We start from the raw sequence: 25,785 nt of genomic DNA on the forward strand, positions 1-25,785 counted from the left end.
GCTCGACCGGCGCGGCGGAGGCACCGCCGCGGCCGGGACGGAGCGGCCGGCCCGGCCGCGGCTCGGCCGGTGCGTGCACGGCGCTCATGTCGCGCTCCGGATGCGCTCGGCCGCTCGGAGCCGGACGGGCTTCGCACGCGGGTTCTCCTCCTGCTCGGCCTCGCTCGCCAGTTCGGCGCCGCGGACGAGCAGCTTGAACTGCGGGCGGTGCTCGGGCAGCTCGATCGGCAGCTCGGGCGGCGCGCTCGAGGTGGTCGCCCGGGCCAGCTCGCGCTTGACGATGCGGTCTTCGAGCGACTGGTACGCGAGCACGACGATGCGGCCGCCGAGGTTCAGCGTGCCGAGCGCGGCCGGGATCGCGCGATCGAGCACGGAGAGCTCCTCGTTGACCTCGATGCGCAGCGCCTGGAATACCCGCTTGGCGGGGTGGCCCTGCCGCTGGATCGCGACGGGCGTCGCGGCCTGGAGGATCTCGACCAGGCGCCCGGAGCGTTCGATCGGCGCCTCCTCGCGCGCGGCGACGATCGCTCGCGCGTAGCGCTGCGCGAGCTTCTCCTCCCCGTAGTCGCGGAAGATCTTCACGAGGTCCCGTTCGGTCGCCTCGGCGAGCACGTCGGCGGCGGTGCGGCCCCGCGTGGGGTCCATGCGCATGTCGAGCGGCGCATCCTTCGAGTACGCGAAGCCGCGCTCGGCGCGGTCGAGCTGCAGCGACGAGACGCCGAGGTCGAAGAGGATGCCGTCGACGGCGGTGAAGCCCTCGCTGCGGATCGCGCGGGCGATGCCGTCGTACACCGTGTGCACGAAGCGGGCGCGCGGCTCGAACGGTGCGAGCCGCTCGCCGGCGATCGCGAGCGCCTGGGTGTCGCGGTCGAGGCCGATCACCGTGAGATCGGGGAAGCGGGCGAGCATCGCCGCCGAGTGGCCGCCCATGCCGAGCGTCGCGTCGACGACGACCGCGCCGGGCCGCGAGATCGCGGGCTCCAGCAGGTCGATCGTGCGCTCCAGCATGACCGGGGTGTGGATGCGTTCGATGTCGTCGTCCATGCGTGCCTCCGGGATGTTCGTGGTCGTGGGTCCGGATCCCCATCCGGGGGCCGGTCGCCGGGGAAGTGGCGGCCGGATCCGGCTGGGAGTCCGAGCCCGCGATCAGAAGAGTCCGGGGATCACCTCCTCCGCCGTCTCCGAGAACGCCGATTCCTGTTCGGCCAGGTACGTCTGCCAGGCCGACGCGTCCCAGATCTCGACTCGGGAGCCGGCGCCGATCACGGCGAGGTCCCGGTCGAGCCCCGCATAGCCCCGGAGGGCTGCAGGGATGGTCACGCGATGCTGCTTGTCAGGGGTTTCCGGAGTCGCCCCCGAGAGCAGGACGCGCACGAAGTCGCGGGCCTGCTTGCTCGCCACGGGGGCTTGGCGGATCTTGTCGTGCATGTGCTCGAACTCGCGCGTCGTGAAGACGTACACGCAGCGCTCCTGCCCACGGGTCATGACGAGCCCGCCGGCCAGTTCGTCCCGGAACTTGGCCGGAAGAATGATGCGTCCCTTTTCGTCGAGCTTCGGCTCGTAAGTCCCGAGGAACATCACCACCCCCTTTCCTCCGGCCCGGTCCAGGTTGCTCCACTGTACTCCACTCTCATCCACCGGCCAATGTTCCGCAGCCCTTTTGTGAGGTTTACTCTCTTCACAGGCCCGGAATTCCGGGGCAGCACCGAGGTGGAGGGCGGTGGAGGACTCCGGACGCCCCCGCGTGTCCTCGCGACGATGCTCAGTTCCCGGCGCCGCCACGGGGTCGGTACGGCGACGACGACGCCTCGACACCGGCGAGGCGGGGCATCCGCGGGATCACGCGGCGATCGTGCCCATCGCGCTGGACACGACGAAGCGGGCCGGTCCGATCAGGACCGACCCGCTGCGTGGAAGTGGTGGGAAGTGGAGGCTTCGCCCCTCAGCGCTCGTCGCCCTCCTGGCGACGGTCCCACCGCTCGTTCAACTTGTCCATGAAGCCGCTCGATGAGGACGGGCGGCCGTGCTCTCCTCGGGCACCCGGGATCGGCTCGACCGGCGCCGCCGAACGCTTCGAGGGCGTCACCGCCAGCAGCACTCCGGCGAACATGATCACGAAGCCGAGGATGCCGACCACGAGCAGTTGCGTCGCGACGCCGGCGATCAGCGCACCGATGCCGACCACGGCGAGCAGCACGCCCAGCACGATCGATCGATACGCAGGTCGTCCTCGTCGGCCGCCGACCGCTTGGACGAAGTCCGCGTCGTTGCGGTAGAGGCTCCGCTCCATCTCATCGAGAAGGCGCTGTTCTTGTTCTGAAAGCGGCATCTCTTTCCCCTCGTCTCGGGATCGGCGCTTCTGCCTGAATACTAGTGCCCCGCGCGCCGGTAGGCTAGGCGGGTGAGCCAGCCGCCGCGCCTCGTCGATCAAGTGCAGTCCCGAATCGACGGGTTCCTCGACGGGCGTGCAGCAATTCTCCGCTCCGTCTCCCCCGATCTGGCTCCGCTCGACGCCATCTCCCGGCGCTTTCTCAGCGGCGGCAAGCGGTTCCGCGCGCGCTTCTGCGACGCCGGGTGGCGCGCGTTCGCGCCGACGACGGCGGAGAACGCTCCGGCGGTCACCGCCGGTGCGGCGCTCGAGCTCTTCCACGCCGCCGCGCTCGTCCACGACGACCTCATCGACAACTCCGACACGCGCCGAGGCGCGCCCGCGGCGCATCGTCGGTTCGAGGCGCTCCATGCCGAGTCCGGCTGGGCCGGCGACGCGGACGCGTTCGGCCGATCGAGCGCCATCCTGCTCGGCGATCTGCTGCTCGGCTGGAGCGACGAGCTGTTCGACGAGGGGCTCGCGGGGCTTCCCCGCGCCGGCGCACGGGCGGCACGCGACGAGTTCCAGCGCATGCGCACCGAGGTGACGGCCGGGCAGTACCTCGACATCTTCGAGGAGCACGCCTGGCTCGCCTACCCCGAGGCGGATGCCCGTCGCCGCGCCGAGCTGGTCGTCGTCTACAAGTCCGCGAAGTACTCCATCGAGGCTCCACTCGCCATCGGGGCCGCGATGGCGGGCGCGGATGCCGCCGGCATCGAATCGCTCCGGGCATTCGCGCTGCCCCTCGGCATCGCCTACCAGTTGCGGGACGATCTGCTGGGCGTCTTCGGCGATCCCGCCGTGACCGGCAAGCCCGCGGGCGACGACCTCCGCGAGGGCAAGCGCACCATGCTCATCGCCATGGTGCGCGAGCGGCTGGAGGCGTCTGCCCGCGAGGTGCTCGACGCACGGCTCGGAGATCCGACGCTCGACGCGCACGACGTCGCGGAGCTGCAGTCGGCACTCCGGGAGACGGGCGCCGTCGACGAGCTCGAGGCCGTCATCACGGCGCGGACCGCGGAGGCCCGGACCGCGCTGGCGGCGGCGCCGATCGCCGAGGACGCCCGGGAATCGCTGACCGAACTGACCGAAGCGGTCACCCGTCGCGCGGCCTGAACCCGCGCCGAGTGGCGGCGCCGCGCGACGCGGCGATCAGAGCGACTGGGCGACCCGTCGGACTTCGCTCTTGCGGCCGGCGAGGAGCGCGTCGATGGGCCGTGCGCCGAGCGAATCGTCGACGGAGAGCAGCCACACGATCGCCTCGTCGTCGGTGAAGCCGACATCGCCGAGGAGGATGATCGTCCCCCGCAGCTCGGGCAGCGGCGCGTCGTCGCGCAGGAAGCTCGCGGGGATCTTCAGCACCCCGTCGACCTTGGCGCCGAGCAGTTGACGATCGTCGATCAGCCGGCGGATGCGGCTCGGCGTCTGCCCCGTCCGCTCGACGAGATCGGGGACGGTGACCCATTCGGTTTCCGCGAAGACATCGCTCACGGTTCAACATTGCCACACCGACCGTCCCGACTCGACCGCCCGGGCGGCGCGGGTCGTTGACCCGGCACCCGCGCCCTGCCAGCGTGGCCGTCAGTTCGGAGTTCGGGGGCGGCACCATGGCGGAGATCGGGTCGGGCGGCGGGCGGCGCCGGCGCAACGGCCTCCGCACCATCCCCGTCGCCGTCGCCTCGGCGATCGCCGCCGTCATCCGCGTCGGTCCCGAGCCCGAGCGCCGCACGCCGGGGCGCACCGCGTCCGCCGGATCGGAAACGAGCGGCGCGTCTCGGACTGGACGGCGCGACCGGTCCCGCCACGGCGACGACGCCGACTACGTCGTCGCGCCGGGCGACACGGCAGCCGGGATCGCCGAGCGGTTCGGGCTGCGCATCGCCGATCTCCTGGCGCGGAACGGCCTGAGCTGGTCCTCCGCCGTGCATCCCGGACAGCGGCTCGACCTCGGCGCCCCGTCGACCTCGCCCGGCGCGCAGCCCGGCTGCGACGAGATCCGACGCCACCTCGTCGTCGACGGCGATACCGCCGCATCCGTCGCCGCCCGCTACGGGCTGCCCGTGCGGGAGGTGCTCGCCGCGAACGGGCTCGGCCCGACGAGCGCGCTCTTCCCGGGCGAGCAGCTCTCGCTGCCCGGCGCCGTCGATCCTCTCGCGGACTCCGACACGGCCGCCGGCGCCGGCGCCGCGTAGGCGCCGTCGGGACGAACGTCCGCATCACGAAGGGGTTGCGATCGCGCGGCGCTGCGTGGCGCGCAGGCGCCGTTCGGGCTCCGTTTCCTAGAATCACGGGGTGACCACTGCGCAAGCCGACCCGATGATCGGACGTCTCGTCGACGGCCGGTATCAGGTGCGCTCGCGCATCGCCCGCGGCGGCATGGCCACGGTGTACCTCGCGACCGACCTGCGCCTCGAGCGCCGGGTCGCGATCAAGATCATGCACGGGCACCTCGCCGACGACAACACGTTCAAGACCCGCTTCGTGCAGGAGGCCCGCTCGGCCGCCCGGCTCGCGCATCCGAACGTCGTCAACGTCTTCGACCAGGGCCAGGACGACGACATGGCCTACCTCGTCATGGAGTACCTGCCCGGCATCACCCTGCGCGACCTGCTGAAGGACTACAAGCGCCTCACCGCCGTCCAGACGGTCGACATCCTGGATGCGGTGCTCGCCGGACTCGCCGCCGCCCATCGCGCCGGCATCGTGCACCGCGACGTCAAGCCCGAGAACGTGCTCCTCGCCGACGACGGCCGCATCAAGCTCAGCGACTTCGGGCTCGCCCGCGCGGCGTCGCAGAACACCGCGACCGGGCAGGCGCTGCTCGGCACGATCGCCTACCTCTCCCCCGAGCTCGTCACGCGCGGCGTCGCGGACGCCCGCAGCGACGTCTACGCGCTCGGCATCATGCTCTACGAGATGCTGACCGGCGAGCAGCCCTTCGTCGGCGAAGCGCCGATGCAGATCGCCTACCAGCACGCCAACGACCAGGTGCCCGCCCCCTCGTCCCGGGTGCCGTCCGTGCCCCGCGCGCTCGACGAACTCGTCGAATGGGCGACACGACGCGACCCCGAGGAGCGCCCCGCGAACGCCGGCGAGCTGCTCGAGCGCCTGCGGGAGATCGAGTCCGAGTTGCGAGGCGGCGCCTCCGGCGCCCAGCCGACCCTCGTCCTCGGCGACCTCTCCCCCGCCGCGGCGGCCACGGCCGAGACCACGGTCCTCGGCCCGCGCCGCGTGAACCGCACCGCGGCCGTCGCGCTCATCGCCGACGAGGACGACGTTCCGGAGCCCGTCGCGCGCCTCCGGAACGACGCGCAGCGACGCCGCGCCCGAGGCTGGTGGCTGTTCGCGCTCGTCCTCCTCATCGCCGGGGCGGCGGGCGGTACCGGCTGGTACTTCGGCGCGGGCCCGGGGGCCTTCTCGGCAGTCGAGAACGTCACGGGCGTCGCGCCGGACGAGGCGCAGCAGACGCTCGAGGCCCAGGGCTTCGTCGTCGATCGCGGCGAGGAATCGAGCATCGACGTGCCCGACGGCGCCGTGTCGTCGACCGACCCGCCGGCGGGCACGAACCTCAAGAAGGGCGCGAAGGTCACCCTCCTCGTCTCCACCGGTCCGCAGCTCATCGCGGTGCCGGACGTCGCCGGGGCCGCGGTCGACGACGCGAAGGCGCAGCTCACCTCGTTCGCGCTGGGCGCCGACGATGAACGGATCTCCTACGAGGCCGCCGCCGGCACCGTCATGGCGGTGCTCGACGGCGACGGCAACCCGATCGAGGCCGGCACGGAGTACCCAGAGCAAGGGGCGATGACGCTCGTCGTCTCGCTCGGACCGATCCCGGACGTGGCCGGCCAGTCGGAGGAGCAGGCGAAGCAGACGCTCGCCGACTTCGGCTTCAGCGACGTGAACGTCAACGCCGAAGGCAAGTACGACGACACCGGCGCGGTCCCCGCCGGAGCAGCGCTCAGGGCGGGCTCCGACGAGGAGATCATCCGCAAGGACACCCCGATCTGGATCACGCTCTCGCTCGGCATCCAGATGGTCGAGGTGCCGAACGTCATCACCGGTCAGACGGTCGCCGCCGCGCGCGACCAGCTCGAGGCGCTCGGGCTCGTCGTGACGTCGAACGTGCCCGACCTCTTCGTCGGGGTCATCATCCCGACCACGCAGAGTCCCGCCGCCGGCGAATCGGTGCAGATCGGCTCGACCGTCGAGGTCAACTACGTCCCGTGATCCGCTTCCCGCCCGATCGGGCGGCGGAACACGAACGGCGCCGCACCCCCGAGGGGATGCGGCGCCGTTTCCGCGTTGCACGGCTCAGTGCGCCGAGAGCTTCTCCGCCACGAGGAACGCGAGTTCGAGCGACTGCATGTGGTTCAAGCGCGGATCGCACAGCGACTCGTAGCGCGTCGCGAGGGTCGCCTCGTCGATGTGCTCGCTGCCGCCGAGGCACTCGGTGACGTCGTCGCCGGTGAGCTCGACGTGGATGCCGCCGGGGTGCGTGCCCACGGCGCGGTGCGCTTCGAAGAACCCCTCGACCTCGTCGACGACGTCGTCGAAGCGGCGCGTCTTGTACCCGGTGGGCGTCGTGATGCCGTTGCCGTGCATCGGGTCGGTGACCCACACCGGGTTCGCGTCGCTCGCCTTGATCGCCTCGAGGAGGGGAGGCAGCGCGTCGCGGATCTTGCCGGCGCCCATGCGGGTGATGAACGTGAGCCGTCCGGGCTCGCGGTTCGGGTCGAGCTTCTCGACGAGCTCGAGCATCGTCTCGGGCGTCGTCGACGGGCCGAGCTTGACGCCGATCGGGTTGCGGACGCGCGAGAGGAAGTCGACGTGCGCGCCGTCGAGGTCGCGCGTGCGCTCGCCGATCCAGATGAAGTGGCTCGACGTGTCGTACGGGGTGCCCGTCCGCGAGTCGATGCGCGTCATCGGGCGCTCGTAGTCCATGAGCAGACCCTCGTGGGCGGTGTAGAACTCGACGTGCTTGAGCGCGTCGAAGTCGGCCCCGCAGGCATCCATGAACTTGACGGCGCGGTCGATCTCGCGGGCGAGCGACTCGTACCGGGCGTTCGCCGGGTTCGACGCGAAGCCCTGGTTCCACTGGTGCACCTGGCGGAGGTCGGCGAAGCCGCCCTGCGTGAACGCGCGGATGAGATTCAGCGTCGACGCGGCCGTGTGGTAGCCGCGGACGAGCCGGCCGGCGTCCGCCTCGCGCGACTCCGGGGTGAAGTCGTAGCCGTTGACGATGTCGCCGCGGTAGGCCGGCAGCGTCACGTCGCCGCGCGTCTCGAAGTCGCTCGAGCGGGGCTTGGCGAACTGGCCCGCCATGCGGCCCATCTTCACGACCGGCATCGACGCGCCGTACGTGAGGACGACCGCCATCTGCAGCACCGTCTTGACGCGGTTGCGGATCTTGTCGGCCGTCGCGCCCTCGAAGGTCTCGGCGCAGTCGCCGCCCTGGAGGACGAAGGCCTTGCCGGCAGCGGCATCGGCGAGCCGGTCGCGGAGGTTGTCGACCTCGCCCGCGAAGACGAGCGGCGGCAGCGCCGCGAGCTCCGCCGACGCCCGGGCGACGGCGTCCGCATCCGGCCACGCCGGCTGCTGCTTGATCGGCAGCTCCCGCCAATAGTCGAGGCCCGCGAGCACGGCTGCATCGGGGATCACGACGGGTTCGGCGGGGATGGTCACGGGAGCGTCCTGTCACTCGGGCGCGCGAGCGCGCGCATGGGGATACGGGAAACGCGCCGGAAACGGCGCTGACGGACCAGCTTATCGCGCGAGCGAGGCGCGCTGCTCCTTGACCGAGCTCGCATAGACGTCGACGTAGTCCTGGCCGGAGAGCTCGCGCATCGTGTAGACGAGTTCGTCGGTCACACTGCGCAACACGAAGCGATCGCCCTCGAGCCCGGCGAAGCGGGAGAAGTCGAGCGGCTCGCCGATGACGATGCCGACGCGTCGCACCTTCGGCAGGCGCGTGCCGATGGGCATGACCTTGTCGGTGTCGATCATGGCCACCGGGATGACCGGGACGCCGGACTCGAGCACCATGCGGGCGACTCCGGTGCGGCCGCGGTACATCTTGCCGTCGGGGCTGCGGGTGCCCTCGGGGTAGATGCCGAGGAGCTCGCCCTGGCCGAGCACGCGGAGACCGGTGATGAGCGAGGCCTCGGACGCCTTGCCCCCGGAGCGGTCGATCGGCAGCTGGCCGGAGGCCTGGAAGAACAGCCGCGTCGCCCAGCCCTTGAGCCCGCGACCGGTGAAGTACTCGCTCTTGGCGAGGAACGAGACCCGTCGCTCGAGCACGAGCGGCAGGAAGATCGAGTCGATGAAGCTGAGGTGGTTCGACGCGAGGATCGCGGCGCCCTCTTTCGGGATGTTCTCGAGCCCGACGATCCACGGCCGGAAGATCGAGAGCAGGATCGGACCGACGACGACGTGCTTCATGAACCAGTAGAACGACGCCGAACCGCCGGATGCCTGTCGCCGTGACATTCCCTCAGCCTAACCGTTCGTGCGCGGGCCCCCGCTTCAGCGGGCGCGCTCCGCGAGGTGGATGCGGGCGAGGTCGGCCGCACCGACGACGCCGGCGTCGTTGACGAACTCGGCGATCACGAAGTCGGGCTCGGGGTGGTAGCCGCGCGCCGGGAGGTGCTCCAGGAACGCCTCGCGCACGGGCTCGAGCAGCAGCTCGCCGGCCGCCGCGACGCCGCCGCCGATGACGAAGCGCTGCGGGTCGAGGACGGCGGCGAGACTGGCGCTCGCGGTGCCGATGGCGTGGCCGAGGCGGCGCAGGGCCGCGAGCGCGCCAGGGTCGCGGGCGAGGATGAGGTCGCCGATGACCTTGCCGTCGAGGCCGCCGGCCTCGCGCGCCGCGTTGAGGCGCAGGCCGATGCCGCCCTGATCGGCGATCTCATTGGCGTAGCGCTGGAGCGCGCGGCCGGACCCGTACTGCTCGAAGCAGCCGTACTGCCCGCAACCGCACGGCAGGCCGTCCGGCACGAGCCGGAGATGGCCGATCTCGGCACCGGCGCCGAAGCCGCCGCGGAAGAGGCGGTCACCGGCGACGATCGCCCCGCCGACGCCCGTGCCGATGGTGAGCATCACCATGTCGCTCACGAGCTGTCCCGACCCGAAGCGGAACTCCGCCCAGCCGGCGGCATTCGCGTCGTTGTCGATGACGACGCTCGCGCCGGTGCGGGCCTCGAGCTTCTCGCGCAGCGGCTCGTTGCGCCAGTCGATGTTGGGTGTGTAGTAGACGTTCGACTGCGCGGCGTCGATGAAGCCGGCGGCCGCGACGCCCACGACGGCATGCTCGCCGCCGGAGAGCTCGGCGATCATCTCGGCGACGACGTCGACGAGCGCGTCGCCGTCCCGTGCGGGCGTCGGTCGACGGCTCGAACGGACGATGCCGCCGTCCTCGTCGACGATCGCTCCCGCGACCTTCGTTCCGCCGATGTCGATGCCGATGGCCTGCACCTGCCGCCGTCCTTTCCCCGCTCGGACGGCCGGCCGGGCGGCCGTCGCCCGTTGCGCAACGAAGTAGAGTGTAGCCACCCCCCACTACGCCGAGGTCCGCTCGATCATTCCCGCCGCGCGCGTCCTGTTCGGCACCGAAGGAGCTGCCGTGATCGAATCCCACACTCCCGCCGTCGTCGCCGCCGATCCCGGTGCCAACGCGACCGCGCTGCTCGAGGGCCGCCTGGCCGCGAGCCCGGACCGCGAGCTGTTCGCCCTGCCGACCGAGTCGGGAGGCTGGACCCCGGTCACGGTCCGGGAGTTCCACAGCCAGGTGATCGCGCTCGCGAAGGGCTTCGTGGCCGCGGGCGTCGAGCCGGGCCAGAAGATCGGCATGATGTCGCGCACCCGCTACGAGTGGACGCTCGTCGACTTCGCCGTCTGGTACGCGGGCGCCTTCCTCGTCCCGATCTACGAGACGAGCTCCCCGGCGCAGGTCGCCTGGATCCTCGGCGACTCCGGCGCGACCTCGGTCATCGTCGAGACCGCCGATCACTTCGCGCGCTTCGACGAGGTGCACCCCGAACTCCCCCAGGTCTCGACCGTCTGGCAGATCGGCCTCGGCGACCTCGACAAGCTCGTCGCGGCGGGCGTCGACGTGCCGGATGCCGAGATCGAGCGCCGCCGCGACCTCGCGTCCGGCTCCGACGTCGCGACCCTCATCTACACCTCGGGTTCGACCGGCCGCCCCAAGGGCACGATCATCACCCACTCCAACTTCGTCGAGCTCTCGCGCAACACGGCGATCGCCCTCGAGGACGTCGTCCTCGACCCGCGCGGCGCTTCGACGCTCCTGTTCATCACCACGGCCCACGTCTTCGCGCGCCTCATCGCGGTGCTCTGCGTGCACGCCGGCGTGCGGGTGGGCCACCAGCCCGACACCCGCAACCTCATGCCGGCGATGCAGTCGTTCCGGCCGACCTTCCTGCTCGCCGTGCCGCGCGTGTTCGAGAAGGTCTACAACGTCAGCGAGCAGAAGGCCGAGACCGGCGGCAAGGGCAAGATCTTCCGGGCCGCCGCGGCCGTCGCGGTCGAGTACTCGAGCGCCCTCGAGGCCGGTTCGGTGCCGCTCGGCCTGCGCCTGAAGTTCGCCGTCTACGACCGTCTCGTCTTCGCGAAACTCCGCGCGGCCCTCGGCGGTCGCGTGAAGTTCGCCGTGTCGGGCTCCGCGCCGCTCGGCGTCCGCCTCGGCCACTTCTACCACGCGCTCGGCATCCACATCCTCGAGGGCTACGGCCTCACCGAGACGACGGCGCCCGCCTCCGTGAACCTGCCGAAGCATTCGAAGATCGGCACCGTCGGACCGGCCCTGCCCGGCGTCGGCTTCCGCATCGCCGAGGACGGCGAGATCGAGATCCAGGGCCTCAACGTCTCCCCCGGCTACTGGAACAACCCGACGGCCACCGCCGACTCGTTCGTCGACGGCTGGTTCAAGACGGGCGACCTCGGCACGCTCGACGCCGACGGCTACCTCACCATCACGGGCCGCAAGAAGGAGATCATCGTCACGGCCGGCGGCAAGAACGTCGCGCCCGCCGCGCTCGAGGACCGCATCAACTCGAGCCCCGTCATCGCGCAGTCCGTCGTCGTCGGCGACCAGCAGCCGTTCATCGCCGCGCTCGTCACGCTCGACCGCGAGATGCTGCCGACGTGGCTCGCCAACAACGGGCTCGACCCGAAGCTCACCCTCGAGGAGGCCCGCGCGAACCCGACCGTCCGCGCCGAGGTGCAGCGCGCCGTCGACGCGGCGAACGACTCGGTCTCGCGCGCGGAATCCGTGCGCAAGTTCACGATCCTGCCCGTCGAATTCACGGAGGACTCCGGCCACCTCACGCCGAAGCTCTCCATCAAGCGCAACGTGATCCTGAGCGACTTCGCCGAGGACATCGCGGCGCTCTACTCGGGCGCACCGGTCACCGAGGGCACGAGCGCCCTCGCCTGAGCGGACTCCCACGACGAGGAAGCGGCCCGGGCGATGATCGCCCGGGCCGCTTCGCACGTTCCGGCAGACATGGCGCCAGGATGACTCCGGCCCCGGTCGCTCAGAACCAGGTCGACTCGCGCACCTGCCGCATCGCCTCGCGGCGCTCGGGCTTGTCGAGCTTGTCGAGATAGACGAACCCGTCGAGGTGGTCCATTTCGTGCTGGAGTGCCTGTGCGAGCAGCCCGGAACCCTCGATGACGAGCTCGTCGCCGTCGAGGTCGATGCCGCGGACCTTCGCGTAGGAGTATCGCGGCGTCTTGAACCACAGATCCGGAACGGAGAGGCATCCTTCGTCGATCTTCTCGACTTCGCCGGAGACCTCGACGAGCTCGGGGTTCAGGATGTACCCGACCACGCCGTCCACGTTGTAGCTGAACGCCCGCAGGTTCACGCCGATCTGCGCCGCGGCGACCCCGGCCCGGCCGGGCACTCTGACGCTGTCGACGAGGTCGTCGACGAGGCCGCGGATGCGGTCGTCGATCTCGCCGATGGGTGCGGACACGGTCTTGAGGACCGGATCGCCGAAGATCCGGATGGGGCGTACTGGCACGGTGCCCTTTCAGCAAACAGCAGAGTCAGTGGCCGCGTTCGATGGGGATCCCCTCGACGACCAGTGCGGCCAGCTCTCGGGCGGCGTCGCGGGTGATGGGACGCAGTTCGTCCCAATGGACGGCGGATCCGGCCGCCAGTCGAGGATCATACGGGACGCGCACGATCTCACGGACCCGCGAGGCGAAGTGCGCCTCGATCTCGTCGAGCTTGACGAGGTGCGTCCCCTGCGTGGCCAGGTTGATCGCGACGATCGCATTGCGCACGAGCTCGCCGAAGCCGTTGGCCTCGAGCCAGGTCAGGGTCTCGGAGGCGAGCCGCGCCTCGTCCACGCTCCCGCCCGAGACGATCACGATCGAGTCGGCGCGCTGCAGCGTCGCCCGCATGACCGAGTGCACGATGCCCGTGCCGCAATCGGTGAGGACGATCGAGTAGTAGCGGGCCGCGAGCGCGGCGACGACGTTGTAGTCGTCGTCGTTGAATGCCTCGGAGAGCAGCGGGTCGGTGTCCGAGGCGAGGACGTCCAGACGCGTCGCATCGCGCGACACGAACTCCGAGAAGTCGGTGTAGCCGCCGATGGAGGAGGCGCGCTGCACGACGTCGCGCACCGTCTCGCGGGTGTGGCGCTCGACGCGCTCGGCGAGCGTTCCCCGGTCGGGGTTGGCGTCGATCGCGATGATGCGGTCGTCGCGCGCGTCCGCGAGCGCCATGCCGAGCAGCGTCGTCACGGTCGTCTTGCCGACGCCGCCCTTGCGGGTGAGCACCGGCACGAAGCGCGCGCCGCCCTCGAACTTGCGACCGATGCGCGCGTTCATGGCCTTGTGCGCGCGCACCTTGGCCGAGTCGCCGAGGTTCACCGCGTGGAACGAGACCTCGTAGAGGAAGCGGTTGAACGCGCCCTGCGGCACCGGCTTGCCGGTGCGCGAGACGTCGATGAGGCGGTCTGCCGTGAGCGAGTCGGCCGACTCGGGGCCGTCGCCGCTGAGCGGGGCCTCGCTCGACTCGATGGCGTCGACGGGCACGTCGACGATCGCGACGTGGCTGCCCGTATCGGTGCGCACCCGTTCCCGCCGCGTGCGCAGGCGGTCGGCGGCGAGCATCGCCGCGTACGGCGACTCGCTCCGAGCCGCGAGGTAGGCGGCCTGCGCCTGCGGCGTGACGATCGGCACCGACGACGTGGTGACGCCGTCGACGATGCCGGGATTCACCGCGACGTCGTCGATGGCAACGGCCACCTCGTCATCGGGCATCTCGTGCACCGGCCCCGCCGGCAGCTCGACGTGCAGGCTCAGACGGTCGGCGACGCTCGTGTCGACGACCCCCGACGTCTGCCCCCCGTCGATGCCGTCGGCACGCCCCTCGCCGTCGAAGTTCTCCGTACTGGAATTCGAGTTTCCTCCGGTCACCGAACACCCCTCCTGATCGATGCGAACGTTGCGCCACTCTAGCGCAGGAGGTCAGCGGGGCCGCACCACCACGAGGAGGTCGCCGGCTTCCACCTGCTGCGTCTTCGGGATCGCGACGCGCTCCACGATTCCCGCGACGGGCGTCGTGATGGCCGCTTCCATCTTCATGGCCTCGATCGAGGCGACGGCCTGTCCAGCGGCGACCTCGGCGCCCTCGTCGACCTGCAGCGTGACGACGCCGGAGAACGGCGCCGGAACGTGGCCGGGCTGGGAGGCATCCGCCTTCTCGGCCGCCTTCGACTCGACGGCGACCGAGCGATCGCGCACGTAGACCGGCCGGAGCTGGCCGTTCAGCACGGTCATGACCGTGCGGATGCCCTTCTCGTCGGCCTCGCTGATGGCTTCGAGCCCCGCGTAGAGGCGCACGCCCTTGTCGATCTCGACGACGTGCTCGGCGCCGGGTCGCAGCCCGTAGAGGTAGTCGGCCGTGTCGACCGGCGAAAGGTCGCCGAACAGCTCGCGGAGCTGCTCGAACTGGCGGGTCGGCGCCGGGAAGAGCAGGGTGTTGAGCGTGCTGCGGCGCGTCGCGCTGTCGCTCTCGAGCCCCGCGCGGTCGTCCGGCGTGAGCTCGTTGACGCCGACGCGGACGTCGCGGCCTGCGAGCACCTTGGTGCGGAACGGCTCCGGCCAACCGCCCGGCAGGTCGCCGAGCTCGCCGGCCATGAAGCCGATGACGGAGTCGGGCACGTCGTAGCGCTCGGGGTTCGCGGCGAAGTCGGCGGGGTCGGCCTTGACCGCGGCGAGGTGCAGGGCGAGGTCGCCGACCACCTTCGAGGACGGCGTGACCTTCGGCACGCGGCCGAGGATCTCGTTCGCCGCGGCGTAGAGGTCCTCGATGAGCTCGAAGTCGTCGGCGAGGCCGAGGGCGATGGCCTGCTGACGCAGGTTGGAAAGCTGCCCGCCGGGGATCTCGTGCTTGTAGACGCGGCCGGTCGGGCCGGGCAGCCCCGATTCGAACGGACGGTAGAGGTGGCGGACCGCCTCCCAGTACGGTTCGAGGTCGCACACCGCGGCGAGCGAAAGACCCGTGTCGCGCTCGGTGTGGGCGAGCGCGGCGACGAGGGCCGACGCGGAAGGCTGGCTCGTCGTGCCCGCCATCGGCGCGGAGGCGACGTCGACCGCATCGACGCCCGCCTGGCTCGCCGCGAGCAGGGTCGCGAGCTGGCCGCCCGCGGTGTCGTGGGTGTGCAGGTGCACCGGCAGATCGAATCGCTCGCGCAGCGCCGTGACGAGCTTCGCCGCGGCGCTCGGGCGCAGGAGGCCCGCCATGTCCTTGATGGCGAGGATGTGCGCGCCGGCGTCGACGATCTGCTCCGCGAGGCCGAGGTAGTAGTCGAGCGTGTAGAGCGACTCGGCGGGGTCGAGCAGGTCGCCGGTGTAGCAGAGCGCGACTTCGGCGACCGCCGCATCCGTCGCGAGCACCGCGTCGATGGCGGGCCGCATCTGGGAGACGTCGTTGAGCGCGTCGAAGATGCGGAAGACGTCGACGCCGGTCGCCTGCGCCTCGCGCACGAACGCGTCGGTGACCTCGGTCGGGTACGGCGTGTAGCCGACCGTGTTGCGGCCGCGCAGCAGCATCTGGATGGCGATGTTCGGCAGCGACTCCCGGAGCGCCGCGAGGCGCTCCCACGGGTCCTCGCCGAGGAAGCGGAGGGCCACGTCGTAGGTCGCGCCGCCCCAGGCCTCGACCGAGAGCAGCCCCGGGGTGAGGCGTGCGACGTACGGGGCGACCGCGACGAGGTCGCGGGTGCGCACGCGGGTCGCGAGGAGCGACTGGTGGGCGTCGCGGAAGGTCGTCTCGGTGACGGCGAGCTCGGTGCGAGCGCGCAGATCGGCGGCGAAGCCGGCCGGGCCGAGCTCGAGGAGGCGCTGGCGCGACCCCGACGGCGCCGGGACCGAGAGGTCGATCGCAGGGAGCTTGGCGGCCGGCGAGACGGTCGTCGGCGCGGCGCCGTGCGGCTGGTTGACGGTGACGTCGGCGAGCCAGTTGAGGATCTTCGTGCCGCGGTCCTTGGAGACCCGGCCTTTGAAGAGCTGCGGGCGTTCCTCGATGAACGCGGTCGAGAGGTCGCCGACGGCGAAGTCGGGGTCGTCGAGGACGGCCTGCAGGAACGGGATGTTGGTGGCCACGCCGCGGATGCGGAACTCGGCGAGCGAGCGCTTGGCGCGCGCCACCGCGGACGGGAAGTCGTGCGCGCGGCACGTGAGCTTCGCGAGCATCGAGTCGAAGTGGGGGCTGATCTGGGCGCCCGGGTTGATCGTGCCGCCGTCGAGACGGACGCCCGCGCCGCCCGGCGACCGGTACGTCGTGATGCGGCCGGTGTCGGGGCGGAAGCCCGCGGTCGGGTCCTCGGTCGTGATGCGGCACTGCAGGGCTGCGCCGCGCAGGCGCAGCTCGGACTGCACCAGCCCGAGCTCGGCGAGGGTCGCGCCGGCGGCGATGCGCATCTGGGAGAGCACGAGGTCGACGTCGGTGACCTCCTCGGTCACCGTGTGCTCGACCTGGATGCGCGGGTTCATCTCGATGAAGACGTGCTCGCCGGCCCGCTCCCCCGCGGTGTCGAGGAGGAACTCGACGGTGCCCGCGTTGACGTAGCCGATCGACTTCGCGAAGGCGATCGCGTCCCGGTAGAGGGACTGCCGGATCTCGTCGGACAGGTTCGGGGCCGGCGCGATCTCGACGACCTTCTGGTGGCGGCGCTGCACCGAGCAGTCGCGCTCGAAGAGGTGCATCGTGTCGCCCGTGCCGTCGGCGAGGATCTGGACCTCGATGTGGCGCGGGCGCAGCACGGCCTGCTCGAGGAACATGGTCGGGTCGCCGAAGGCGCTGTCGGCCTCCCGCATCGCCTCCTCGAGCGCCGGGCGGAGCTCGTCAGGCGTGTTCACCCGTCGCATGCCGCGGCCGCCGCCGCCGGCGACGGCCTTCGCGAAGATCGGGAAGCCGATCGCCTCGGCGCCCGCGAGCAGTTCCTCGATGTCGCGCGAGGGCGGCGTGGAACGCAGCACGGGCACGCCGGCGGCGATCGCGTGCTCCTTCGCCGTGACCTTGTTGCCGGCCATCTCGAGGACCTCGGCGGACGGCCCGATGAAGGCGATGCCGGCGTCGGCCGCGGCACGGGCGAGGTCGGGGTTCTCGGAGAGGAAGCCGTAGCCGGGGTAGATCGCGTCCGCACCGGACTCCTTGGCCACTCGGACGATCTCGGCGACATCGAGGTAGGCGCGCACCGGGTGCCCCGGCTCGCCGATCTGGTACGCCTCGTCGGCCTTCAGACGATGCAGCGAGTTGCGATCCTCGTACGGGTAGACCGCGACCGTCTTGGCTCCGAGCTCGACGGCCGCACGGAATGCGCGGATCGCGATCTCACCGCGGTTGGCGACCAGGATCTTCTCGAACATGTCGTCCTCTCGGGCATTTCGGGGGGCGGCCGCTGCGACGATGCATTCGGCTCAGGCAACGCTGAGCATCCGACCGGCTACTCAAGGTAACGTATCTGCTCGTGCATGTATTGAGCGTCAGTTCGCTGAAAGGCGGCGTCGGAAAGACCACGGTGACCCTGGGTCTCGCGTCCGCCGCGTTCGCACGGGGCATCCGGACGCTCGTCGTCGACCTCGACCCGCAGTCGGATGTCTCGACGGGCATGGACATCCAGGTGGCCGGTCATCTCAACGTCGCCGACGTCCTCGCCTCGCCGAAGGAGAAGATCGTCCGTTCGGCGATCGCGCCGAGCGGCTGGACCCGGTCGATTCCGGGTTCCACCATCGACGTCCTGATCGGCAGCCCGTCCGCGATCAATTTCGACGGTCCGCATCCTTCGATCCGCGACATCTGGAAGCTCGAGGAGGCGCTCGCCAACGTCGAGGCCGACTACGAGCTCGTGCTGATCGACTGCGCCCCCTCGCTCAACGCGCTCACGCGCACCGCGTGGGCTGCGAGCGACCGCGTCGCCGTCGTCACCGAGCCCGGACTCTTCTCCGTCGCCGCGGCCGACCGAGCGCTGCGCGCCATCGAGGAGATCCGACGCGGACTCTCCCCCCGGCTCCAGCCCCTCGGCATCATCGTGAACCGCGCCCGCGTGCAATCGCTCGAGCACCAGTTCCGCATCAAGGAGCTGCGCGACATGTTCGGCCCCCTCGTGCTCTCGCCCCAGCTGCCCGAGCGCACGTCGCTGCAGCAGGCGCAGGGCGCGGCCAAGCCGCTGCACATGTGGCCCGGCGAATCGGCCGAGGAGATGGCGCGCAACTTCGATCAGCTGCTCGACCGGGTGCTGCGCACGGCGCGCGTCGGCGAGTACGCCGGCCTCGACCCGCTCTACGAGCCGGCCTCCGACTACCTCGGTCTCTGACCGAACCGACGGCCCGCGGCACCCGATGCCGCGGGCCGTCGGCGTACCCCGGTCGGGTAGAAGCCGACAGGACGACTCGACGCGCCGCACGGAACGACCGGCGCCCGGCCGACCGACGGCGCCGCGATCGCGGCGCGGGCGTCATCCTCGACGCGATCGCACTGCACCGCAGCGCCCGCGTCGGTCGAGCCGATGTCAGGAGATGCGGCGCGCCCGTTCAGTGCGGCGGAGCGCGAGCTCGTCGTGCGGGTGCGGCTCGGCCGCGTTCGCATCGAGTTCGACGAGCGTCGACTCGACTTCGCGGAGGACCTTGCCCACGGCGATGCCGAAGACGCCCTGCCCGCGGTTGACGAGATCGATGACCTCGTCGTCGGAGGTGCAGAGGTAGACGCTCGCGCCGTCGCTCATGAGCGTCGTCTGCGCCAGATCCTGGATGCCGAGCTCGCGCAGCCGCGTGACGGCGACCCTGATCTGCTGAAGCGAGATGCCGGTGTCGAGGAGGCGCTTCACGAGCTTCAGCACGAGGATGTCGCGGAACCCGTAGAGCCGTTGCGACCCGGAACCGGCGGCGCCGCGGACCGTGGGTTCGACGAGCTCGGTGCGGGCCCAGTAGTCGAGCTGGCGATAGCTGATCCCGGCCGCTCGTGCGGCGACGGCGCCGCGGTAGCCCTCGTGCTCGTCGTACTCGGGCATCCCGTCGGTGAAGAGCAGTCCGAGGTCGTAGCGGGACTGGTCGCGGCGGCTGAGTTCGCTCATCCGCTCCCCCTCTGCTCTCTGGAAAACGTCGACCGATCGGTCGACGTTTCAACGCTACCCACCGTCGGCGGGGCGATCAAACACATCCGGTCGAAGGGCCCGGCGTGTCGGACGATCAGCGCGCGATGCGGCCGACGGCGCTGCGCAGGAGGAGCGAATGCACCGCTTCGAGGTGCGTGCCGAGTTCGCGGGCGTGCTCGGCTGCCCGGGCACGGCCGGCGGCGTCGGCGCGCTTCGCGAGCGGCGAGACGGCGGCCTCGACGATGCCGGCTTCCCGGTCGACGGCGCCGCGCACACCGCGGAGGTGGCGCGGTTCGACGCCCGCAGCCGCGAGTCCGGCGAGGGCGCGCAGCATCGCGAGCGAGTCGTCGCCATAGTGCTCGGCCGGAGGCAGGAGCGAAGCGGAGACGGCCTGATCGAGCAGCGCCGTCGTTGCGCCCGCGGCTTCGACGAGTTGCGACCGCGTGTAGCGCGCGGCGGGCGGCGCCGCCGTCGCACCGGGCAGGGCCGGAGTCGAACCGTCGTCGACGGCATCGAGCTGGGCCCGGATGACCTTGAGGGGCAGATAGTGGTCGCGCTGCATCGCGAGGATGTGCGCGATGCGCTCGACGTCGCCGTCGGAGAACTTGCGGTAGCCGGACGCCGAGCGCGCCGGCGTCACGAGCCCCTGCTCCTCGAGGAAGCGCACCTTCGACCCGGTCAGTTCCGGGAACTCCGGCTGCAGCCGCGCCAGCACGGCACCGATGGAGAAACGGTGCTCAGGACCGCGCGCGTTCGCCGAAGCGGTGGCGGTCACGCCTGGCTGCCCACCGGTACCAGGTCGAGCCGGGAGGCGTAGAACGTGAGGCGGTACTTGCCGACCTGCACCTCGGCGCCGTCGGAGAGCAGCGCCGTCTCGATGCGCACGCCGTCGAAGTAGGTGCCGTTCAGGGAGCCGAGGTCTTTCACCTCGAACGCGTTGCCGTGGCGCAGGAACTCGGCGTGCTTGCGCGAGACCGTGACGTCGTCGAGGAAGATGTCGGCGTCGGGGTGGCGGCCCACCGTCGTCAGATCGGCGTCGAGCAGGAAGCGCGCACCGGCGTTCGGACCGCGTCGCACGATCAGCAGTGCGGATCCGCTCGGCAGCGCCGCGATCGCCTCCTGCTCCTCGGGCGTGACGGTGCTGTCGAATCCAGCGAGCTGTGCGGCCGCCTCTCGGCTGAAGCCGATCGTCGAGTCCGTGCCGTCGCTGATCGGCGCCGGCGTCGTGCTCGGATTCGCCTGCTCGTTCTCGAAATCGGGTTCGACCACGGTGACCTCCTGTTCATTCAAGCGTATCCGATACGGACGACGATCCGCCGACCGGAATCCGGATGGAGCGGGCGGTTTCGACCGCGTAGACGATTCCCGACCACCAGTAGAGGAACGCGCCCCAGAGCGTCACGGCCCAGCCGACGGGCTCCGCGATCGCCGCGGTGGCGGGCACCGCGACGGCGAGCAGCATGAGCGGCACGCCGCAGAACAGCGCGAACGTCGCGATCTTCCCGAGCCGGTGCACCGCCGGCGGGCCGTAGCCGTGCCGGGCGAGGATGACGCCGAGGACGATGAGCATGACGTCCCTGCCCACGATGACGACGAAGATCCACCACGGGACGAGGCCGCGGACGGCGAAGCCGATGAGCGCGGCGAGGATGTACAGGCGGTCGGCAGCGGGATCGAGGAGCTGTCCGAGCCGGGTGACCTGGCCGAAACGACGCGCGATCCAGCCGTCGGCGAGATCCGTCAGGCTCGCGATCACGAGGACGACGAGCGCGGCGACGTCCGATCCCTGCACGATGAGCGCGAGGAAGACGGGGACGAGGAGGAGCCGGAGCAGGCTCAGCGCGTTCGGCACCGTCCAGATCCGCGTACTCGGCGCGGCGCTCTCCCCACCCACACGGGGAGTCTAGCCAGCCCTAGAATGCCGCCATGAATCCCCTGTTCGTGTGTCTCGCACTCTGCGCCGTCGTGATCGTGGGCACCTGGATCGCGTCGGTCGTGACGAACGAGCACTCCTGGGTCGACCGCATCTGGTCCATCGCACCCATCGCCTACGTCTGGATCTTCGCGGGCGCGGCCGGGCTCGCCGATCCCCGGCTGAACCTCATGGCGCTGCTCGTGACGCTCTGGGGCGTGCGGCTCACCTTCAACTTCGCGCGCAAGGGCGGGTACCGGCCGCACCAGGGCGAGGACTACCGCTGGGCGATCCTGCGGGCGCGCCTGACGCGCGGGCAGTTCGCGGCGTTCAACGTCCTCTTCATCACGATCTACCAGAACCTGCTGATCCTTGGGATCACGCTGCCGGCGCTGACGGTCTACACGGCCGGCCGGAGCCCCCTCGGCGTCTGGGACTTCGTGCTCGCGGCCCTGTTCCTCGTCTTCCTCGCCGGCGAGACCGTCGCCGACCAGCAGCAGTGGGACTTCCACCGTCGGAAGGCCGCGGAGACCGCCGCCGGCCGCACGCCCTCGCCCCGATTCCTGCAGACCGGCTTGTTCCGGTTCTCACGCCACCCCAACTTCTTCTGCGAGCAGGCGCAGTGGTGGGTGCTCTACGGCTTCGCGATCGCGGCGACGGGCGTCTGGCTGCACTGGACGCTCGCGGGCGCCGTGCTGCTGACCCTCCTCTTCATCGGCTCGACGGTGTTCACCGAGTCGATCACCCGATCCCGTTACCCCGAGTACCGCGCGTACCAGGCGCGCACCTCGATGCTCGTACCGTGGCTGCCCGGCCGTCAGGACGAGCACTCGGAGCCGGTCGAGGCCTGACCGAGGGTCGTCAGCCTTCGGCCAGTGCGGCGGCGAGCTCGGGCCACGACTCGGCGAACCGCGGATGCAGGTCGAGGTCGCCGACTTCGGCGATCGGCACCCAGCGCAGCTCGAGCGACTCCTGGTCGCTCACGACGGGGTCGAACGCCCGGCGGGTCCGTGCGATGACCGTGGTGTAGCTCCAATAGCCGAGGTCGAGCACTCGCGTGCCTCGCACGTCGACGACGCCGGCGGGCACCCCGGCTTCCTCGCCCGCCTCGCGGAGCGCGGCGTCGATCGCGGGTTCGCCCTCGTCGCGTGCGCCGCCCGGGATGCCCCAGGTGCCGCCGAAGTGGCTCCAGTGCGCCCGGTGCTGCAGCAGGATGCCGCGCTCGCGGTCGTGCAGGAGGAGGCCTGCGGCGCCGAAGCGCCCCCAGTACCGCTCGCCCGACGGCCCCTCGACCCAACCGTCTCCCGTGCGAACTCCCATGGCACCAGCATGCCAGCCGCAGCGCCCGCGGACCGGGCTCGATCGCGTAGCGTGACGTGGATGAGCGCGAGCGTGCGGACCGATGCCTGGCTGTGGGCGGTGCGGCAGTTCAAGACCCGTTCCGCGGCGACGGCCGCATGCCGGGCCGGACACGTGCGCGTGAACGGCGAGCGCGCCAAAGCCGCGCAGCCGCTCCGCATCGGCGACGAGCTGCGGGTCCGGGTCGAGGGCTTCGACCGCATCCTCGTCGTGAAGGCGCTCATCGCCAAGCGCGTCGGCGCGGCGCCCGCCGCCGAGGCGGTCGACGACCGTACGCCGCCGCGACCGCCGCGGACCCTCGCCGGCGACGTGCCGATGCGCGACCGCGGCGCCGGTCGGCCGACCAAGCGCGAACGCCGCGACCTCGAACGGCTGCGCGGCCGAGACGCCTGAGCGCTCGGCGCCGAAGCGCGCGTACGCTGACGGCATGGCCCACGTCCTCGCCCACGAACCGGATGCCCGCCGCTACACGCTGCACATCGGCGATCGCCTCGCGAGCGTGCTCGACTACCGGGTGCTCGGCGAGGCCGTGTCGTTCGTGCACACCTTCACCGCGCCGCCGTACCGGGGCACCGGGCTCGCGGGCGAGCTCGTCGAGTTCGCCGTCGACGACGTCGAGTCGCGGACCGGCTACCGCATCGTGCCGAGCTGCTGGTACGTCGCCGAGTGGTTCGAGCGCCACCCGGAACGAGCGTCGCTGCTGTCGCGTCGGGCGGGTTGAACCGCCCGGCCGGATGCACGCGAGGGACGCGCCGGAATCGACGCGTCCCCCTCGTGGGTGCTGATCAGTACCAGTTCACGGACTGCGAGTGGCCCCAGGCCGCGCACGGCGTGCCGTAGGCGCGGGAGATGTAGTCCAGGCCCCAGCTGATCTGGGTCGAGGCGTTGCTCTGCCAGTCCGAACCGGCCGAGGCCATCTTCGAACCGGGCAGCGCCTGCGGGATGCCCGTCGCGCCGCTGCCGGCGTTGTACGCCTGGTAGTTCCAGCCGGACTCCTTGCTCCAGAGGCTGACGAGGCAGGAGAACTGGTCGCCGCCCCAGCCGTACTTCGAAGCGGCCATGCTCTGCGCGGTGGCCTTGGCGCCCTCGACGGTGTTCGCCGCGGCCTGCGCCGCCGCAGCGTCCGCCGCCGCCTTCGCTGCTGCCGCTGCGGCGGCCTCGGCCGCCTGGCGGTCGTGCTCCTCGGTCGCGGCGCGGGTCTTCTCGGCCTCGGCCTTCGTCTCGGTGGTGAGTTCGGTGATGTCGGCGACCGACATGGTCGCGTAGTCGCCGAGCGAGGCGACGGAGGTCTGGAGGGCGGAGGCATCCACCTTGCCGTCCGCGGCGGCGATGACGCCGTTTGCGGCGGAGATGGTGTCGCGCGCGTCCTTGCCGGCGCGCGCTTCGGAGATGTTCGAATATGCGCCCAACTGCGAGGAGTCGTACGCGCCGGCCTGCCCGTTGGCGGTGGTCTCGGCGATGGACGCCTGCGTGTCCACGGACGCCTGCACGGTGAAGCCGGTGCCGACGGCCACGGCGACCGCGGCGATGGCAGCGGCGCCGAACATGAGGCGGCGGTGTCCGACTCGAGCGCGTCGGGCGGCCTTGCGGGTCGGCTCGGGGAGGATTGCGAGCGTGGTGGAGGGGGTGGGAACCGGAGTCTGTTCGTTCATGGGGGAAGAGGCGGCTTGGCGGGTTTCGAGTTCGCTGCGTCTCCGCGGCGCACGGCACGGCCGGTCTGGGCCGAACGGCGCGACGGAGTGGATCGGGTTGATCTCGGGTTGCACCCCCAAGCCCGGGGCGCGACGTCAACGACAGTCGCCCTCCCTGGACGAATGGGGTCGAGAACCTGACAGAACCCTCAACTGCGGCCCGCGACGCCCGGAACGGCGCGGATCGCGGGGCGGCTCAAGAGTTGCGCAGGAAGCTCAAGTTCCGCCTAAGCACGCGGTTTCGGCGACTTCGGCGTCCGTCCGCGCGGGGCCGGGGCGTCGCGCTCCGGGGCTTCGCCGGCGTCGTCGGCGTCGCTCGTGGGGGCCTCCTCGACGACGACTCCGACGAGGACTTCGGACGGCTCCTCGTCCTCGGCATCCTCGACGACGTCCTCCGGCGTCGTGTCGGCGTCCTCGTCCGGCGTGTCCTCGACGACGGTCTCGCCGCGGGGACGCTGCACCAGCTCGAGGATGACGACCGCGAGGAGCGCGAGCACGAGCGTCCAGACGACGAGCCCGACCGAGAGCGGGCGCACGAACAGGATGACGGCGGAGGCGGCGAGGATGACGAGGAGGCGCAGCTCCCGGATGTGCCGTCCGATCCACTCGCCCCATCGACCGGTGCCGATGCCGCGTCGGTCGCCCGCGGCGCGCAGCGCGGCCGTCTGCTCGCGCCAGCCGGAGCGGATCGCGCGCGAGGCCTCGAACGGTCCCGAGTACCAGGCGACGAGGGCGAGCAGCAGTCCGAGCACGATGCCGACGATCGCGGTCTCGCGCATCCGTTCGATGAGGCCGCCGTAGAGCGCGGCGAGCGCGTCGCCGGGCACGACGTCCGCGGGGATCGCCGCGGCGAGCACGGCGTAGGCGATGCCGAACCCGGCGAGGAGGATCGCCATGATCGCGGCGAAGACGAGGGCGACGACGACGAGCATCCGGAGCGGTCGGCGCGCGATGAGGACGGCGCCGGCGAGGAGCGCGACCGCGACCCAGGGCAACCAGGTGCCGACGGCGGTGGCCACGCCGTAGAGGACCCGGATCTGGGCGAGCGCGGCGGCCTGGGCGATCGTCACCTCGACGTCGACGACCGGGATCTGCGCCGCGATCCCGATGCCGCGGGATTCGAGCTGCGCCTTGATCTCCTCGATCACCGGGCCCAGATTGATCGAGAGCGTGCCGCTCGAATCGAGCTGCAGGCCGGAATCCGTGTCGCCCTGGAGCGCCGCGATGGCCTGGGCATGGCTGAGCCGGAGCGATTCGGTCCAGATCGTCTCGAACGCCTCCGAGGCGACGAAGCGCTCGATGGTGTTGCGCACCACGGTGCGCAGGCCGTCGGCCGCCGGACCGGCGAGGGCTTGGAGCGCGGCCGTCGCCCGCGGCCCGGTGCCGAGATCCACGATGCCCTCGACGATCGAGTTCGTGAGCTCGTCGTAGTCGACGTGGTTCTCGATCGCCGTGGCGGCCTGGTCGACGACCAACTCCTGCACGGCGGGGTCCTCCGCGAGCGAGGCGAACGTCGCGACGAACGCGTCGGTGTCGGTCAGCTGCACCCGCGCCCACGCCGAGACGACGGCGACGGGCGCCAGCAACGTACCGACGACGATGAGCACCACGGCGACGACGGTGCGCCACCGTCCGGTGCGTCCTCGCGGACCTGCTGCTGCGTCCGGCGCGACCCGGGCGGTGTCGAGCTCGGCCCGCAGCCTGGCGTTCTCGGCTTCGAGCACTGCCAGCTTCGCTGCGGTGTCAACGGCGTCAGACATCGATTCCCCCCGGTCGTCGTCCTGCTGGCATTCTGCCGTGCCGAACGTCCCGAAGGGAAGACGCCGG

25 protein-coding genes are annotated in these 25,785 nt (G+C 71.3%); 8 read left to right on the forward strand and 17 right to left on the reverse strand.

Translation table 11 applies throughout. The features are described 5' to 3' along the window. Window positions 1-84: 84 nt before the first annotated feature. From rsmH to GB864_RS07385, 3 genes are all read right to left on the reverse strand, one after another. On the reverse strand, window positions 85-1,044 hold the full coding sequence (rsmH, locus tag GB864_RS07375) for a 16S rRNA (cytosine(1402)-N(4))-methyltransferase RsmH (RefSeq protein WP_160423705.1): 960 nt from the start codon (window positions 1,042-1,044) through the stop codon (window positions 85-87). A 102-nt stretch (window positions 1,045-1,146) separates the two neighbouring features. After that, a complete protein-coding gene (gene mraZ, locus GB864_RS07380) occupies window positions 1,147-1,578 on the reverse strand; it encodes a division/cell wall cluster transcriptional repressor MraZ (protein WP_160423706.1) in 432 nt (143 codons plus the stop codon). Between the two features lie 364 nt (window positions 1,579-1,942). Further along, window positions 1,943-2,329 (reverse strand): DUF3040 domain-containing protein, encoded by a 387-nt coding sequence (locus tag GB864_RS07385; RefSeq protein ID WP_160423738.1) that lies wholly within the window; start codon window positions 2,327-2,329, stop codon window positions 1,943-1,945. Window positions 2,330-2,401: 72 nt separating this feature from the next. Here GB864_RS07385 and GB864_RS07390 point away from each other — a divergent pair, with 72 nt between their 5' ends. Beyond that, entirely contained in the window at window positions 2,402-3,484 is a 1,083-nt protein-coding gene (locus tag GB864_RS07390; RefSeq protein ID WP_160423707.1) for a polyprenyl synthetase family protein, read from the forward strand. Window positions 3,485-3,520: 36 nt separating this feature from the next. Here the strand turns inward: GB864_RS07390 and GB864_RS07395 are convergent, their stop codons facing one another. Beyond that, window positions 3,521-3,859, reverse strand: coding sequence for an Rv2175c family DNA-binding protein (locus tag GB864_RS07395; RefSeq protein ID WP_160423708.1), 339 nt, complete (start codon window positions 3,857-3,859; stop codon window positions 3,521-3,523). An 83-nt stretch (window positions 3,860-3,942) separates the two neighbouring features. Between GB864_RS07395 and GB864_RS07400 the strand changes: the two genes are divergently transcribed. Together GB864_RS07400 and pknB are read left to right on the forward strand one after the other, a co-directional pair. Further along, entirely contained in the window at window positions 3,943-4,560 is a 618-nt protein-coding gene (locus GB864_RS07400) for a LysM peptidoglycan-binding domain-containing protein (RefSeq protein ID WP_160423709.1), read from the forward strand. A 100-nt stretch (window positions 4,561-4,660) separates the two neighbouring features. After that, window positions 4,661-6,595, forward strand: coding sequence for a Stk1 family PASTA domain-containing Ser/Thr kinase (gene pknB, locus GB864_RS07405; protein ID WP_160423710.1), 1,935 nt, complete (start codon window positions 4,661-4,663; stop codon window positions 6,593-6,595). Between the two features lie 84 nt (window positions 6,596-6,679). On the opposite strand, the gene GB864_RS07410 is transcribed toward pknB, so the two are convergent. The 3 genes from GB864_RS07410 to GB864_RS07420 all read right to left on the reverse strand — a co-directional run bounded on the left by GB864_RS07410 (window position 6,680) and on the right by GB864_RS07420 (window position 9,838). Next, window positions 6,680-8,050, reverse strand: coding sequence for a class II 3-deoxy-7-phosphoheptulonate synthase (locus GB864_RS07410; RefSeq protein ID WP_419672778.1), 1,371 nt, complete (start codon window positions 8,048-8,050; stop codon window positions 6,680-6,682). A gap of 81 nt (window positions 8,051-8,131) precedes the next feature. Then, on the reverse strand, window positions 8,132-8,854 hold the full coding sequence (locus tag GB864_RS07415) for a lysophospholipid acyltransferase family protein (protein ID WP_160423711.1): 723 nt from the start codon (window positions 8,852-8,854) through the stop codon (window positions 8,132-8,134). A 36-nt stretch (window positions 8,855-8,890) separates the two neighbouring features. Then, on the reverse strand, window positions 8,891-9,838 hold the full coding sequence (locus GB864_RS07420; RefSeq protein ID WP_160423712.1) for an ROK family glucokinase: 948 nt from the start codon (window positions 9,836-9,838) through the stop codon (window positions 8,891-8,893). A gap of 148 nt (window positions 9,839-9,986) precedes the next feature. On the opposite strand from GB864_RS07420, the gene GB864_RS07425 reads away from it, so the two are divergent. Then, a complete protein-coding gene (locus GB864_RS07425) occupies window positions 9,987-11,819 on the forward strand; it encodes an AMP-binding protein (protein ID WP_160423713.1) in 1,833 nt (610 codons plus the stop codon). A 100-nt stretch (window positions 11,820-11,919) separates the two neighbouring features. Here GB864_RS07425 and def read toward each other — a convergent pair whose 3' ends face one another. Genes def through GB864_RS07440 form a run of 3 tightly spaced genes read right to left on the reverse strand, consistent with a single transcriptional unit; the run spans window position 11,920 to window position 17,272 of the window. Further along, on the reverse strand, window positions 11,920-12,411 hold the full coding sequence (gene def, locus GB864_RS07430; RefSeq protein ID WP_160423714.1) for a peptide deformylase: 492 nt from the start codon (window positions 12,409-12,411) through the stop codon (window positions 11,920-11,922). Window positions 12,412-12,436: 25 nt separating this feature from the next. After that, a complete protein-coding gene (locus tag GB864_RS07435; protein ID WP_336603910.1) occupies window positions 12,437-13,816 on the reverse strand; it encodes a MinD/ParA family ATP-binding protein in 1,380 nt (459 codons plus the stop codon). Window positions 13,817-13,867: 51 nt separating this feature from the next. Beyond that, window positions 13,868-17,272, reverse strand: a complete 3,405-nt coding sequence (locus tag GB864_RS07440; protein WP_160423715.1) for a pyruvate carboxylase — start codon at window positions 17,270-17,272, stop codon at window positions 13,868-13,870. Between the two features lie 101 nt (window positions 17,273-17,373). Between GB864_RS07440 and GB864_RS07445 the strand changes: the two genes are divergently transcribed. Then, the gene (locus GB864_RS07445) at window positions 17,374-18,219 is read left to right on the forward strand and encodes an AAA family ATPase (RefSeq protein ID WP_160423716.1); all 846 of its coding nucleotides are present in this window, start codon (window positions 17,374-17,376) and stop codon (window positions 18,217-18,219) included. A 195-nt stretch (window positions 18,220-18,414) separates the two neighbouring features. Here the strand turns inward: GB864_RS07445 and GB864_RS07450 are convergent, their stop codons facing one another. The 4 genes from GB864_RS07450 to GB864_RS07465 all read right to left on the reverse strand — a co-directional run bounded on the left by GB864_RS07450 (window position 18,415) and on the right by GB864_RS07465 (window position 20,890). Beyond that, the gene (locus GB864_RS07450) at window positions 18,415-18,975 is read right to left on the reverse strand and encodes a MerR family transcriptional regulator (RefSeq protein WP_160423717.1); all 561 of its coding nucleotides are present in this window, start codon (window positions 18,973-18,975) and stop codon (window positions 18,415-18,417) included. A 115-nt stretch (window positions 18,976-19,090) separates the two neighbouring features. Further along, window positions 19,091-19,771 carry a transcriptional regulator FtsR gene (gene ftsR, locus GB864_RS07455; RefSeq protein ID WP_160423718.1) on the reverse strand — a complete coding sequence of 227 codons (681 nt, stop codon included), beginning with the start codon at window positions 19,769-19,771 and terminating at the stop codon, window positions 19,091-19,093. Next, window positions 19,768-20,184 carry an FHA domain-containing protein gene (locus GB864_RS18440; RefSeq protein ID WP_336603915.1) on the reverse strand — a complete coding sequence of 139 codons (417 nt, stop codon included), beginning with the start codon at window positions 20,182-20,184 and terminating at the stop codon, window positions 19,768-19,770. Before GB864_RS18440 ends, ftsR begins: the two co-directional genes overlap by 4 nt. A 94-nt stretch (window positions 20,185-20,278) precedes the next feature. Continuing rightward, the gene (locus GB864_RS07465) at window positions 20,279-20,890 is read right to left on the reverse strand and encodes a CDP-alcohol phosphatidyltransferase family protein (RefSeq protein WP_336603911.1); all 612 of its coding nucleotides are present in this window, start codon (window positions 20,888-20,890) and stop codon (window positions 20,279-20,281) included. Window positions 20,891-20,922: 32 nt separating this feature from the next. Here GB864_RS07465 and GB864_RS07470 point away from each other — a divergent pair, with 32 nt between their 5' ends. Beyond that, window positions 20,923-21,759, forward strand: coding sequence for a DUF1295 domain-containing protein (locus GB864_RS07470; protein ID WP_160423720.1), 837 nt, complete (start codon window positions 20,923-20,925; stop codon window positions 21,757-21,759). 10 nt (window positions 21,760-21,769) lie between these two features. On the opposite strand, the gene GB864_RS07475 is transcribed toward GB864_RS07470, so the two are convergent. Continuing rightward, entirely contained in the window at window positions 21,770-22,228 is a 459-nt protein-coding gene (locus GB864_RS07475) for an NUDIX hydrolase (RefSeq protein ID WP_160423721.1), read from the reverse strand. A 60-nt stretch (window positions 22,229-22,288) separates the two neighbouring features. On the opposite strand from GB864_RS07475, the gene GB864_RS07480 reads away from it, so the two are divergent. Together GB864_RS07480 and GB864_RS07485 are read left to right on the forward strand one after the other, a co-directional pair. Next, window positions 22,289-22,660, forward strand: a complete 372-nt coding sequence (locus tag GB864_RS07480) for an RNA-binding S4 domain-containing protein (protein ID WP_160423722.1) — start codon at window positions 22,289-22,291, stop codon at window positions 22,658-22,660. Window positions 22,661-22,694: 34 nt separating this feature from the next. Continuing rightward, window positions 22,695-22,988, forward strand: coding sequence for a GNAT family N-acetyltransferase (locus GB864_RS07485; RefSeq protein ID WP_160423723.1), 294 nt, complete (start codon window positions 22,695-22,697; stop codon window positions 22,986-22,988). 64 nt (window positions 22,989-23,052) lie between these two features. Here the strand turns inward: GB864_RS07485 and GB864_RS07490 are convergent, their stop codons facing one another. Together GB864_RS07490 and GB864_RS07495 are read right to left on the reverse strand one after the other, a co-directional pair. After that, window positions 23,053-23,919 (reverse strand): aggregation-promoting factor C-terminal-like domain-containing protein, encoded by an 867-nt coding sequence (locus GB864_RS07490; protein ID WP_236778958.1) that lies wholly within the window; start codon window positions 23,917-23,919, stop codon window positions 23,053-23,055. Window positions 23,920-24,185: 266 nt separating this feature from the next. Beyond that, a complete protein-coding gene (locus tag GB864_RS07495; RefSeq protein ID WP_160423724.1) occupies window positions 24,186-25,718 on the reverse strand; it encodes a glycerol-3-phosphate acyltransferase in 1,533 nt (510 codons plus the stop codon). Between the last annotated feature and the right edge of the window lie 67 nt (window positions 25,719-25,785).

The sequence above is a fragment of the Agromyces seonyuensis genome, from assembly GCF_009789225.1.
GTDB classification, from domain to species: Bacteria; Actinomycetota; Actinomycetes; order Actinomycetales; family Microbacteriaceae; genus Agromyces; species Agromyces seonyuensis.